Raw genomic sequence first — 12,706 nt, 5'->3', positions numbered from 1 at the left:
GCGCCCAGAACGGCGTGACATCGAGGTAGTCGAGCCGGTCCGCCATCACGTCGTGGTAGGCGTCTTCCAGGCTGGCGTAGATCCGGAAGTCGACGCCGCCGATGTGGGGTTTGTCGTCCCCGGCGTACTTGTCGTAGCGCTCGAGCAGGATGTTCTTCTCGGGCTCCCGGGAGACGAACCTGAACGCGCCGTTGCCGATCGGGTGTGCCTCGTACGCCGCCCGGTCCTCGAAAAATGCCTTCGGCAACGGGAAGAACGCGCTGCAGCCGAGCGTGACGGGGAACTCGGAGAACGGCGCCGACAGGGTCACCACGAAGGTGTGGTCATCGACCACCTTCAGGCCGGACAGCTCCGTGACCGTCGAGTCGGGGGCGTTCACCTCGCCAAAGCCCTCGATGTGCGACAGGAAACTGGCCGCCTGCATCGCGTTCGGGCCGTATGCGGTGTAGTTCCAGGCGTCGACGAAGCTGTTCGCGGTGACCGGTGTGCCGTCGTGGAATGTCCAGCCGCGCTTCAGCTTGACGGTGAACACCGTGGAGTCGGTGGTCTCGATGGACTCCGCGACCGCGTTCCTCGGGTGGGCGTCGATCGGGTCGTAGGAGACCAGTCCGCGGAACAGGGCGGCGATCACCTTGACCCCGCCGGATTCCGTGGTGTGGCCGGGGATCAGTGCGTTCTCCGGCTCCGTGCCGTGGTAGCTGATGATCGCGCCCGATGATCGCACACTTCCTCCGTAGGCCTTGTCCTGTCGATGACGCCGGATTCGCGCACGGCCGCGGAGCGTGCGCGCCGACCAAGAGTTCAACAGAACGTCGGATTGGCTGCCATCCTCGGGAATCGAAACAATCAACCAGATCAACCGACTCACCTGGCCGCCCGTCAGGAGGTAGCATCCGGTGGGTAGCAGGATCTCTCTGGGGGGCACTAAATGGGGCGACCCGAACGGCCGCTGGACGCGTCCGGCGGGCCGGTCCCGGCATTCGCACACGACCTGCGGGCGCTACGGCACCGGGCGGGCAATCCGAGCTACCGGAGGCTCGCGGGCGACGCCCTGTTCTCGCCGTCGGTGCTGTCGAGCGCGGCGGGCGGATGGCGGCTGCCGACGCTGGCGGTGACCATGGCGTTCGTGTCCGCCTGCGGAGGAGACCGGGTGCAATGGGAACGGCGGTGGCGGGAGATCGCCGAGCGATCGGCGGTCGTCCGGGATGACCGGCCGTACGCACCGGACGCCGGCACCTTCGTCCGTCCGGCCCAGTTGCCGATGGCCGCGGGCAGCTTCGTGGGCCGTGCCGACGTCATCGCCGACGCGGGCCGCCTGATCGGTTCGTCCGCCGACGCGCGGACACCGATCCTCATCAGTGGTCTGGCCGGAGTTGGCAAGTCCGCGCTGGCGCTGCGGCTGGCTGAGCAGCCCGCGAGCCGGTTCCCGGACGGACAGCTCTATGTCGATCTCGCCACCGACAGGTCGGACGGCGCGGCGGTACCGGCGATCGTGCGGGACTTCCTGCTCGCGCTCGGCGTGCCCGCTGAGCACGTGTCCGACAACCCGATGCAGCGAATCGGGCTGTACCGGTCGCTGCTGGCGCAGCGCAAGGTCTTCGTCCTGCTCGCCAACGTGCGACGCGAGGCCCAGGTCCGACCGCTGCTCGCGCAGAGCGCACACAGCCAGGTCGTGCTCACCAGCAGGGCCCGGCTGCTCGGCCTGTGCGGCACGTACCGGGTCCACCTGGACGTGTTCAGCCGTGCGGAGTCCCTGGCCCTGCTCCGCCGGCTGGCCGGGTCGGCGCGGGTGCGGGCCGAGTACGAGGCCGCCGATGCCATCGCCGAGCTGTGTGGGGACCTGCCGCTGGCCGTCAGCATCGTCGGCAGAAGGATCGCCGCGCGTCCACAGAGGACGATCGCGGACACCGCCGGCCAGCTCACCGACCGCCGCCGCCTGCTGGACATCCTGGCCGTCGGCGACATGACGGTGCGGGAGCGGTTCGCCTCGGCATACCAGAGGCTTTCGGCGCCGGCGCGCGCGGTCGTCCGCCGACTGGGTTCGAACGGTGCGCGGTCGACGACGGCGATCGGAGTGGCCACCGCGATGAACGTCCCGGTGGACACCACGGACGAACTGCTTGAGTCGCTGGTGGACGCCGGGTTGGTGCGCCACTCCGCGGTTGCGGGCAGATATGACATCCCGGCGCTGGTCAGCGTGTTCGCCGGCGAGATGCGTCAGATCTAGCCCTTGCCGAAGGCGTGTGGCGTGTGCCGGGGCAGGAGGGCACGCAGCTCGACCGCCGCACCCTCGGAGATCTCACCCAGACCGCGCGCGACGACGTCCACCGGGTCCAGTACGCCGTAGGCCAGCCCCGAAAGCCCGGCGGCGGTGAGGGTGGCCTTCTCCCCGGCCGTCCCGGTGGTGGTGACGTCGATCGTCCCGCCGGTGCCGTCCAGCAGATACCGTCCGGCGAGAAGTTGGTCGTCGACCAGCTCGATCTCCACCCGTCCGGCGCCGCAGCGCACGCCCCGAAGCGCATCCATCGACAGCAGCCGCACCATCATGGCCGGCGACGTGGGAAAAGCCGACTCGGCCTCGGTCCGGACGGTGATGCTGGTCGCCCAGGTCTCGGGGAACTCGTCGGGCGCGACGGTGATCACGATCCGCGAGACGTGGTACGCGTGCTGGGCGAGGAACTGCAGCAGCAGTGCCCGTCCGAGCGCGGTGGTGTAGAGCAGCTCGTCGGCGTGGAGGCGGCCGCCGTAGCCGTCGACGCGGTACGTGAGCAGGCCGACCACTTCCCCGTCGACCGTGGCGGTGGCCAGCCAGCGGTCGGCCGAGTCGCGTGCCCTGGCGGCCCGGAAGTCGGGAGTGAACATGAAACCGTGCCGCTCCGACAGCACGCGCCGCAGGAATGCCCGATAGACCTCGAAACCGTCCCGGATGTTCTGCCAGGACACCTCGCCGGGAAGTGTGACGTCCAGCAGTGGCGCCAGTCCCTCGGGCGGGAATGTCGCCGTGCGGTTGAGCAGCAACCCGACATAGCCGAATTTCTCGTAGAACGACGGGTGAAATGGGTAGAGCGCGGCCAGCAGGTGTCCCTTGTCGAGCATGTCACTGTGCATCTGGTGCATCAGTCGGCGGCTGTGGCCTCGCCGGCGGGCACCGGGATGGGTTGCGACCCAGGCGATGGCCGCCATGCCCAGAACGGTCCCACGCAGGTTCTGTTGCATCGGGATCGCGGCCGCCGTGGCAATCGTCCGGCCGTTTTCCTCGACGATCAGGGTGTGGTTGTCCTCATGAAATGGCAGGGTGTCGCGCAGCTCCTCGGCCGCGCCGGCGGACGGTGTCTCGCCGAAGGCGTACGGATAGAGGGTGAAGGCGGTGTGCAACCGCTCCTCGCCGGAGACCTGGCGGATGTTGCTCATCTGGCCTGACCTTTCGTCCCTGTGGGCCGTGAAATTTGTTCGTCCAGTGCGTGGTAACGACCGTGCAGGAAGACCAGGGCGGGACCACGCCGCTGCTCGCGCGCGGCGACGGCCTCGCCCACGACGAGGGTGTGGTCACCCAGGTCGAAGCTGTCCCACAGGACGCACTCCAGCCAGCTCGCGGAGTCGAGCAACAGCGCGCCGGTGTGCCACCCCGGTGACGCGGGCAGCGCGCGCACCGCGGGGGCCCGGGTCGCCCGGTCCTTGGCGAGCTGCCTTGCGACGTCACGGGCCTCGCTGTCCAGGATGGAAACCGCCCACTTCTTGGTAGCCAGCAGGTCGGCCAGGAACGCCGAGTCCAGCCGCAGGCACAGCGACACCAGCGGCGGGTCGAGCGAGATCGAGGTCAGCGAGTTGACCGTCACCGCGTCGTGGTGCCTGCCGTCCGCTTGTTCGCTGTAGGTCGTCGCCACGCACACGCCGGTGGCGAAGTTCCGCATAAAACCACGCAGGTCGGGTGGCATTCCGATCGCTCCTTCGAGAAGCGTCAGCTCGGGTGGCGGGCACGGGTCAGATCGCCTGGGAGAAGGAGAAGACGCGATCGGGGTCGTAGTGGCGTTTGACCTCCGCCAGCCGCGCGGCGTTGGGGCCGTGGTACGCGGCACGCCAGTCATCGAGGTCCGGATCGGTGAAGTTCACGTAGGACGCGTCCGGGGCGAACTCCCCCATGTCCCGGTGCAGCGCGGTCAGCCAGTCCAGGTTCTCCCGCACGACCTCCGGCGGCTCGTCCGGCTGCCACGAGGTGTCCATCGAGACGAGGAACAGCACGTCCCGGTGGGGGAACGCGGTCTCGGACACCGGCACGTCGTTGATCGCACCGCCCCAGGTGAACAGGGCGGCCCCGGCGCCGTCGGGGTTGGCGCTGCCGGGCCACTTGTCCACCGCGGTCACGATGGTCCGCAGCCCGTCCTCGGCCAGTGGCGCCGGGGTGCACCGGGTGCGCACGGCGAACGCGCCGCCCGCGGTGGTGTGGTGCAGGTAGTCCGCGGCCTCCCAGTAGGTCCGGTCGGCGATGTCCGCCCGGGACGCCGGGGCGGCGGCCAACGCGGGGGCGAGCAGCTCCCGCAGCTCGGCCGCCGGGCCCAGGTGCTGCCCGATCACCGAGACGACACCGTCCTCGCCCGCCGCGCGGCTCACCCCGATCCGGGCGGCGAACCCGTTGGGGGCGCGGCGCATGACCTCCTGCATGGTGGCCAGCACGTCGATCGCGTGCGGCCAGTCCCACAGCACCAGGCAGGTGGACGTGGCCGGGACCGGTCGCGCCTGGAACGTGAACGAGGTGTTCACCCCGAAGTTGCCGCCGCCACCGCCCCGGCACGCCCAGAACAGGTCCGTGTGCTCGGTCTCGCTGCAGGTCACCGTGCTGCCGTCGGCCAGGACGACGTCGGTGGACACGAGCGAGTCGCAGGTGAGCCCCATCGCGCGGGACACCACGGAGACGCCGCCGCCGAGCACGAGGCCGCCGATGCCGACGTCGTCGGAGTTGCCGAGCGGAAAGATCAGGTCGTGCTCGCGCAACACCGCGTAGACCTTCCGCATCTGGGCGCCGCCGCCGACGGTGACCAGCGCGGTCGACGGGTCCACGTGGACACCGTCGATGTCCCGCAGGTCGAGCACCAGGCCCCGGTTGACGGAGTTGCCCGCGTAGCTGTGCCCGCCGCCCCTGGCCACGATGGGCACCCCGGTGTCCCTTGACCAACCGATCGCCCTGCTGACGTCGGCCGATCCGGCCACGGACAGCACCGCGGCCGGCCGCACGTCGCGGAAGCGCTCGTTGAACGGCCTGCTGGCCTCGTCGAACCCGCTGTCGCCAGGCAGTCGCAGCCGCCCGTCGACGAGGCCGCGCAGCCGCTCCCACCCGGTCATGCCCGCACTCCCGGCTGTGCCGCAACCGATGGCTCCGACAGCACCTCTTCCAAATAGGACACCCCGCTGGTGGCATGCTCGCCGTAGCGTTGCCACTCCTCGCGCAGCACCAGCCGCCCGTCTGGCTGCCACTGCGGCACGTTCACGGTGTGCCCGGAGATCACCTCACCGGTGTCCAGCACCATGGTGTACGCGAGTCGCAAGGTGCCGTCCGGTGAGCACGTCCCGGTGACCGTGCCGCGCCGCACCTTCCCGCCGGTGAAGTCCGCCCACACCAGGTCGCCGTCCTGGCGGTAGCGGGCGACGGTGCCGTCGCCCCCGCCCGCCTTGCGGAACAGCCTGCCCTCGTAGCTGATCATTCGTCCACGTCCAGCAGTCCGGCCGGCATCTCCAGCATGGCGCCCCGCGGCTTCGGCGCGACCTGCTCGGCGTCCACCTCGACCATCGCGGCCGCCGCGTCCAGCCGTTCCTCGCAGGTCTGCGGGTCGTCGGCGCGGCACACCACGAAGGAGTGCCGGGCGATGTAACCGCCGGGAGGCAGCCGCAGCGTGGTGCCGGGCTCGACCATCGGGGACGCCGTCACCAGGCCGGGCGCCTCGTCCGGCACCCGCACCGAGCGGACAAGGCAGTCGTGCTCCGGGTAGCCGAACCGGATGCCGACCGCGGCCCGCCTGGTCCGGGTGATGTCGGGCCGCTGTCCCAGCGCGACGTCCACCATGACCTCGCCGGGGTCGATGCCGGTAGCGACCTTGCCGAGGAACGGGATCAGGTCGCCGCCGACCCGGCCGTTGATCTCGATGATCAGCGGGCCGCGCTCGGTCAGCCGCACCTCCGAGTGCGTGATGCCGTCCTCGATGCCGAGCACCCGGTGCGCGCGCGCCAGGGTGTCCATCAGCACCGGGTCGTCCAGCAGCGGGTCGGACGCGTCGACGACGTGCCCGGTCTCCTCGAAGTACGGGTAGCAGCCGGTGCGCTTGCGGGCCACGAACATCGGCAGGTACTCGCCCTTGTGCACGGCGCCGTCGATGCTGATCTCCGGACCGACGGCGTACTCCTCGATGATGGCGCCGCCGCGGAACGGCTCGTCGCCGACCAGGCTGGCGTCGGACGCGACCTGGAAGGCGTCTTCCAGCTCCCGCTCGGTCCTGGCCAGCACCACGCCCATGCTGGCGCCGAGCGCGCGGGGCTTCGCCACGACGGGGTAGCCGATCCGCGCGGCGGCGATCCGTGCCTGCGCCAGGTTGGCCGTCAGCGCGAAGCCGGGCTGCAGCAGACCGCCTTCGGTCAACCGGGTCCGCGCGCTGTACTTGTCCCGGCAGCCGTGCACGCCGGGGATGCTCAGTCCCGGCACGCCGAACTCCACGGCCAGCTCCGCGGCCGGCATCACCAGCGGCTCGTCCCAGCACAGCAGGCCGACGACGGTGTGCCGGGCGGCGATCTCGCGGGCGGTCTTGGCCAGCAGCTCGTGGTCGAACACGTTGACCACGGTGATCTCGTCGAAGTACTCGTGCTGCCAGGTCGGCCGCAGGTTGTTGATCAGCACCAGCTCGTAGCCCGCCCGACGGGCCCTGGCCGAGGCGGAGCGGACCAGGTACTCGCGGTAGAGCTTGAGTCCGCTGCCGATCACCAGCAGCACGCTCTTGGAGCTGCTCATGTCGTGTTCCTTCCGGTTGAAATCCTCAGGGGTGACTGCGTGTGACGCAGCGCGTCCACGATTCGGTCGGCGACAAGGGGCGCGGTGCGGAACCCGTCGCCGCCGCTGGCCGCACGGGCCCAGACGGCCGGGCCGACGCGGACGAGATGTGCGGTGCCGGTGTGCGCGTCCACCGCGTAGTGGCACCGCTTCACCGCGGCGACGGTGTACCGGTCCATGTCGGTCAGGATGTCCGCCGCCATGATCCGCTCGCTCCAGCGGAGCTCGTCCTCGTCGGCCCTGTCGTCTACAGTGGACACTTCGCGGCACGCCGCGTCGGTGCTGATCTTCAGCACCGTTCCACCGCCGGATGGCAGCAGCCAGGCGCGGCCGTCGGCGCCGATGCGGCCCGCGCTGGGCGCGGTGTCCCACCACCGGGTCAGCTCGTCGGGCGAACGCAGGTAGACCATGGTCTGCCGGTGCAGCACGGTCGGCAGGTCCACGAGCGCCCTCGACCACGGACCACCGGCGATCAGGACCAGGTCGCCCCGCTCCACGGTGCCGTCAGCCAGCACCACCCGTCCCGTCTCGGTGTCCACTGAGGACACGGGACACCACGGGCGCAGCCGGGCCTCGGGGTGGCCGGCCAGCCACCGTGCCGCCGTCCACAGCACCCGGTCGGCGAGCAGCACGCCCGCGTCGAGCTCGAGCACACCGCGAAAGCCCACCGGGAACCGGATGTGCGGGAACTCGTCGGGTTCGACGAGCTTGACCGACAGCCCGGCGTGGGCCGCGACGGCGGCGGCCGCCGTGACCTCGTCGCCGGGCCACCCGGTCAGCACGCCGACCCGGCGGTAGAACCCGGTGCCCGGCCGGGACCCGCACAGCAGGGTTTCCAGCTCCAGCCACCGGTGATGGGCCAACGCGGCACGCCGGGTGCGCTCCGGGTCGGCGGGGTCGAGCGCCCGGATGGCCCGGTGCTGGTCGAAGGAGCTCGACCCCGGATGCGGGATCGCGCCCCGGTCCAGCACGGTCACCCGATGCCCGGCGAGCACGCACCGGACGGCGGTGATCAGCCCGGTGACGCCCGCGCCGACGACGACGACCCGCCGGCGCGAGGCCCGCCGCGCCGTTCCCGGCCGGGTGTCGGTGATCACCTCATCCCGCCCATGGGGTCAACCGCGGCAGGGTCACCGGTGTGACGGTCATCCGGTTCGTGCCCACCGGGATGCGCGTCTCCGGCAACGCCGCACCGGCCAGGTCGATCAGAATGGGTGCAGCGCACCGCAGCACCACATCGACCTCGTGGCAGAAGTCGCCCTCCTCGCCGGGGCGCACCGCCCACCGCGCCAGCCGGCCCAGCTGCTCGGTCAGCGTCTCCGCGGCCCGGGTGAGGCTGAAGCAGTCCAACTCGTAACAGGCGGCGAAACGTTCGATGATCCGGGCGGCCGCGGCGCGCGACCGCTCGGACACCGGCAGCGACCCACGGCCGGTGAACCGGTCCACCGTGTCCGCCACCCGGTTCCACGGCTCGACCAAGCGCGAGGTCGTCACCCGTGCCAGTGCGAGTCGGCTGAAGTCGGTGCGCTGGTTCTCCGGGCTGGTCGCGGCCAGGTGGAACCGGACAAGGTCGCGCGGCACCTCGGCGACCAGGTCCCGGCCCCACACCACGTGTCCCCTGCTGGTGGAGAACTTCGAGTTGTCCAGCTCGTAGAACTCGTTGGTGATGAACTCCTCGGGCAGCAGGTACCGCCCGTCGCTGGCCAGCAGCATCGCCACCGCCGCGACGGCGAACGGGTAGGTGTTGTCGAAGCCGAGGAAGTAGACCACCTTCGTGCCCGCCCCGGCGAGCCACAGCTCGTCGTCGGCGGCCAGCTTCATCCCACGGCGCTCGGCCGACAGCGCGGCGCAGTAGATGCTCCACGCCGCGGGCTCGGCGTTCGGGTTGATCGCCTGGCCGGCGACCTCCTGGAACGGCGCCGGAATGCCCCACGAGATCGGGTAGGTGATCGGGTAGTCCGGTAGCGGCCGGGACAGCATCTCCTCGATCGCCTGGACCATGTGCGGACGCATCGCCTTGCCGTGCTCGGCGAAGTGCGCGCGGATCCGCCCGCGGTACCGCTCCATGGGCAGCACGAGCACCTGTGCCTCGCGCAGCTCCACCGGGTCGTCGGGGTTCATCGTCGACTTCGGATCGATCAGGTCACCCGCGGCGATCGGGTTGCCGCAGCTTTCGCACAGTCCGGCGCACCCGTCGGCGAGGCAGAGCGGGCAGCCGCCCCGCGCGTAACCGTCCACAAGGTACTCACCGGTCGCCGGCGAGTACGGGAAGGTCATCGTGCGCAGCTCGAACTTGCCGGCGGCGTGCAACTGCTCCATGAACCCCAGCACCGTCTTGACGAACCGGTCCTCGTCGCCGGTGAACCCGTCGACGCCGACCCCGACCGCGGCCAGGGTCGTCTCGATCTGCTCCGCCGACCTGGCCACGAGCGCCTTCGGCGTCATGCCCAGCCGCCGCGCGGTGGTGACCACGTAGGTCGAGGTGTCCTGGAACCCCGTGGCCAGTAGGACGTTGCGGCCGGTGGCCCGCAGGTAGCGGGTGTGGACGTCGGCTGCGAGGAACGGGCCGGCGATGTGGCCGAGATGCAGATCGCCGTTGGCCGTGGGGGCCGGCGAGATGATCAGCGTCGTCCGGCTCATCTGGACTGCTCCTCGTGCATGGCGAGGAACTTCTCGGACATCTCGGTGTCCCACCAGATGCCGTAGTACTCGAAGTCGGCCGGGCTGTCGTTGACGACCTTGTGCGTGCAGCCCGGGGGCAGGTGCACGATGTCGCCGGCGACGAAGTCATACCGCTGCCCGTCGACGTCCAGTTGGGCGGCGCCCGACATCGCGATGAAGATCTCGTACTCGTGGTGGGAGTGCGGCGTGGACTCGTCGCCGGAGCGCAGGATGCACCACGCACCCTCGAACGGGGCGTTGAGCGCGGGCCAGGGCAACAGGCGCTGGGAGTCCAGGCCGTACGCCTTGGTGAGGTTGGCCCGGTCCAGGTTGCGGATCTCGATCATGTCGGTCACACCTCCACGGCGGCTTCGGCGACCGCCCGCCGGTCGAGCAGGTCCTCGGTGATCTCCTGGGAGCGGTGGGCCAGCACGCTGATCAGCGAGTCGGCGATGCCGTGGGTCTGCTCGTTGACCCCCTGCAGGTAGATCGCACCCCAGGCCGAGTCACCGAGGTCCACCCGGTAGCGCCGGCTGACGTTGATGTCCGCTATCCCGACCCGCTTCGCCAGGTCGGCCACCATGGCGGGCATCCGGGGGGCGTACCCGGTGCCGAGGAACACCACGTCGCAGCGCAGCGGCTCGATCTTGCCGGTCTTGCGGTCGCGCAGGTCGAGCACGACCTCGTCGTGGTCCATCCGGGCGCCGACGACCTCGGTCATGTGCCGCACCGTTGACCGCTGCCGGCCCAGCATCTTCTGCTGGTACAGCATCGAGTAGATCTCATCCAGGAACGGCGGCGCCAGGCCGGCGTAGTTGGTCAGGTGCATCTCGTCGAGCACCTGCATCCGCGTCTCCGGCGGCATGTTGTAGAACTCGTCGACGAACGACGGGTAGAACAGCTCGTTGACGAACTTGCTCGTCTGGTAGTTCTTCAGCCCGACCGACCGCATGATCATCGTGGGCTCGCAGTCCGGGATGTCCTGGTGCAGCGCCATGAACATCTCCGCGGCGCTCTGCGCACCACCGATGACCACCGGGCGCAGCGGCCGCTCGGTCGGCGCCAGCCGGGTGACCCTGCTGGCGTACCGGGTGCTGTGCACGACGCGGTCCGCGGGCACGTCGCGGAAGACCTCCGGGATGTGCACGTCCCTGCCGGTGCCGACGACCAGATCGCGGCAGCCGATGGTGTCGCCGTCGGACAGGGTGACGGTCCACCCGTTGATCGAGCCGTCCTCGGCGTACCGCGGGTCGATCCGCTCGGTGCGGGCATTGAAGCGGATCCGGACGTGCTCAAGGCTCTCGGCGACCCACTGCTGGTAGGCCGACAGCTGCCAGCGGTAGGGGTTGAAGGTGGACAGGTTCACGAAGTCGTCGAGCTGCCCCTGCTGGTGCAGGTAGTTCAGGAATGAGAAGCGGCTCCGCGGGTTCCGCAGGGTCACCAGGTCCTTGAGGAAGGACACCTGGCTGCGCGCCCACGGCAGCAGCAGGTCGCGCTGCCACTTGATGTCCGGATACTGCTCCAGCATCAGGGCGTTCTCAGCCACCTGGAGCGCACCGGACTCCTCGATCGCAACCGCGAGCGCCAGATTCGCCGGCCCTGCTCCGATCATCAGAACATCGACATCTTGCCCAGTCACATTCCCACCTGACTATTTGGTCGGCTCGCCCGCCGGGCGGCGAGCTCGCCGAGATCCTTGTGTCTGTACGGCGATCGCACATCTGTCCATTTGGGACGAACTATCTCGCCGACGATCGCCTTGTACTGAAAGGAATTGCGCGTCCGCCAAGGCGCCGTCCGGCGTCAGCGGCCGGTCGCCCCGGTGATGCCGAGCGACAGCGCGAACGAAGGCTTGCCGCCCAGCAGGTAGGCACCCGCAGACTGCAGGATGCGGTCCTGGGCCACGATGTGCTGGCACATCGTGTTCGTGTCCCGCAGCCACCGGTCCATCGGGGACCGCTGGTAGATCGAGGTGGTCTGGAGCAGGTCGTACAGCCGGGCCACGATCGAACGCGCGGTGCGGAAGGCGTGCCTACGGGACAGCGGGAGCGCGGCCCGCTCGTTCGGGGTGAGGTCCTCAAGCGTGCCGCCCGCGGCCAGCACGTCGTGCTGCCGGCGCATGGCGGCGTACACCGCGTGCCTGGTGGCGGCGAGGTCGGCCTCGCAGTCGGCGATGGTGACCTGGGTGCGGTAGTCGTCGGCCATCGCACCGGTCACCGGGCTCACGCGGGTGGCGGCGATCTCGCGGACGTGGTCCAACGCGGCACGGGCGACACCGAGCGGTACGCCAGGCATGTTGCGCATGTGCACCTCCGGCTGGGCGAGCGGCCCCGCGCCGTTGCGCACGGCGTCGAAGGTGACGGTGCGGCTCTCGGGCACGAACACATCGGTGATGGTGTAGTCGCAACTGCCGCTGCCGGCCAGGCCGGTGCTGTGCCAGGTGTCGATCACCTCGACGTCGGCGCTCGGCACGATGAACAGCTTCGAGTCGTGCGGGTCGCCGTCCGGGCCCGGCTCCGGCTGTCCGTCCCGGTAGATGAACGCCCCGGAGATCACCCAGTCGGCGTGCGTGATGCCGCTGCCGAACTGCCAGCGGCCGGTGAGCCGGTAACCGCCGGGGACCAGCTCGGCCCGGCCGGTGGGGAACAGCAGTCCCGCGGTGACCATGTCCAGGCTGGTGAACATCTCCTTGGCGACCGACTCGTCAAGAAACTGGGCGTACAACCCGGAGTCCGAGCCGATCATCGCGCACCAGCCGGCGGCCGCGTCCCCATAGGACAGTGCCTCGATCACCTCGGTCTGTTCCATCGAGCTCAGCTCGGGACCGCCCCAGCTCCGGCCGAACCCCATCCGGAACACGCCCGTGCCGCGCAGCATCTCCACCACGTCGGCAGGCAACCGCCGCTCGCGCTCGATTTCGGCTGCGCGCTCCCGCAGCAGCGGCGCGACTGCCTTGGCACGGGCCAGGATCTCCGCCGCGGACGAGGCAGGTGCCACCGGATCGGTACCTGCCCC

12 protein-coding genes are annotated in these 12,706 nt (G+C 70.1%); 1 reads left to right on the top strand and 11 read right to left on the bottom strand.

What is annotated here, in order from left to right; all coding sequences use genetic code 11:
- Positions 1 to 724, bottom strand: a 724-nt coding sequence (locus tag VGX25_RS16345; protein WP_326918642.1) for an ABC transporter substrate-binding protein, incomplete at its 3' end; no start/stop codon positions are given.
- A 204-nt stretch (positions 725 to 928) separates the two neighbouring features.
- On the opposite strand from VGX25_RS16345, the gene VGX25_RS16340 reads away from it, so the two are divergent.
- A complete protein-coding gene (locus tag VGX25_RS16340) occupies positions 929 to 2,227 on the top strand; it encodes an NB-ARC domain-containing protein (RefSeq protein ID WP_326918641.1) in 1,299 nt (432 codons plus the stop codon).
- Here VGX25_RS16340 and VGX25_RS16335 read toward each other — a convergent pair.
- The 10 genes from VGX25_RS16335 to VGX25_RS16290 all read right to left on the bottom strand — a co-directional run bounded on the left by VGX25_RS16335 (position 2,224) and on the right by VGX25_RS16290 (position 12,688).
- Positions 2,224 to 3,411 carry a GNAT family N-acetyltransferase gene (locus VGX25_RS16335; protein WP_326918640.1) on the bottom strand — a complete coding sequence of 396 codons (1,188 nt, stop codon included), beginning with the start codon at positions 3,409 to 3,411 and terminating at the stop codon, positions 2,224 to 2,226. The genes VGX25_RS16340 and VGX25_RS16335 overlap by 4 nt on opposite strands.
- Positions 3,408 to 3,935: a flavin reductase family protein gene (locus VGX25_RS16330; RefSeq protein WP_326918639.1), complete on the bottom strand. Its 528-nt coding sequence runs from the start codon at positions 3,933 to 3,935 to the stop codon at positions 3,408 to 3,410. Before VGX25_RS16330 ends, VGX25_RS16335 begins: the two co-directional genes overlap by 4 nt.
- 46 nt (positions 3,936 to 3,981) lie before the next feature.
- Complete coding sequence (locus tag VGX25_RS16325) at positions 3,982 to 5,337, bottom strand: FAD-binding oxidoreductase (RefSeq protein WP_326918638.1); 1,356 nt, start codon at positions 5,335 to 5,337, stop codon at positions 3,982 to 3,984.
- Positions 5,334 to 5,696: a hypothetical protein gene (locus tag VGX25_RS16320; RefSeq protein WP_326918637.1), complete on the bottom strand. Its 363-nt coding sequence runs from the start codon at positions 5,694 to 5,696 to the stop codon at positions 5,334 to 5,336. The genes VGX25_RS16325 and VGX25_RS16320 overlap by 4 nt, the downstream gene beginning before the upstream one ends.
- A complete protein-coding gene (locus VGX25_RS16315) occupies positions 5,693 to 6,991 on the bottom strand; it encodes an ATP-grasp domain-containing protein (RefSeq protein ID WP_326918636.1) in 1,299 nt (432 codons plus the stop codon). Before VGX25_RS16315 ends, VGX25_RS16320 begins: the two co-directional genes overlap by 4 nt.
- Positions 6,988 to 8,127 (bottom strand): NAD(P)/FAD-dependent oxidoreductase, encoded by a 1,140-nt coding sequence (locus VGX25_RS16310; RefSeq protein ID WP_326918635.1) that lies wholly within the window; start codon positions 8,125 to 8,127, stop codon positions 6,988 to 6,990. Before VGX25_RS16310 ends, VGX25_RS16315 begins: the two co-directional genes overlap by 4 nt.
- Before the next feature lies 1 nt (position 8,128).
- Complete coding sequence (locus VGX25_RS16305; RefSeq protein ID WP_326918634.1) at positions 8,129 to 9,670, bottom strand: class I tRNA ligase family protein; 1,542 nt, start codon at positions 9,668 to 9,670, stop codon at positions 8,129 to 8,131.
- Complete coding sequence (locus VGX25_RS16300; protein ID WP_326918633.1) at positions 9,667 to 10,038, bottom strand: cupin domain-containing protein; 372 nt, start codon at positions 10,036 to 10,038, stop codon at positions 9,667 to 9,669. Before VGX25_RS16300 ends, VGX25_RS16305 begins: the two co-directional genes overlap by 4 nt.
- A 5-nt stretch (positions 10,039 to 10,043) precedes the next feature.
- Complete coding sequence (locus VGX25_RS16295) at positions 10,044 to 11,303, bottom strand: lysine N(6)-hydroxylase/L-ornithine N(5)-oxygenase family protein (RefSeq protein ID WP_326918650.1); 1,260 nt, start codon at positions 11,301 to 11,303, stop codon at positions 10,044 to 10,046.
- Between the two features lie 191 nt (positions 11,304 to 11,494).
- The gene (locus VGX25_RS16290; protein WP_326918632.1) at positions 11,495 to 12,688 is read right to left on the bottom strand and encodes an acyl-CoA dehydrogenase family protein; all 1,194 of its coding nucleotides are present in this window, start codon (positions 12,686 to 12,688) and stop codon (positions 11,495 to 11,497) included.
- Positions 12,689 to 12,706: the final 18 nt, after the last annotated feature.

Source organism: Actinophytocola sp., assembly GCF_035942955.1.
Lineage (GTDB): Bacteria > Actinomycetota > Actinomycetes > Mycobacteriales > Pseudonocardiaceae > DASYTH01.
This window is presented reverse-complemented; position numbering and strand designations above follow the sequence as displayed.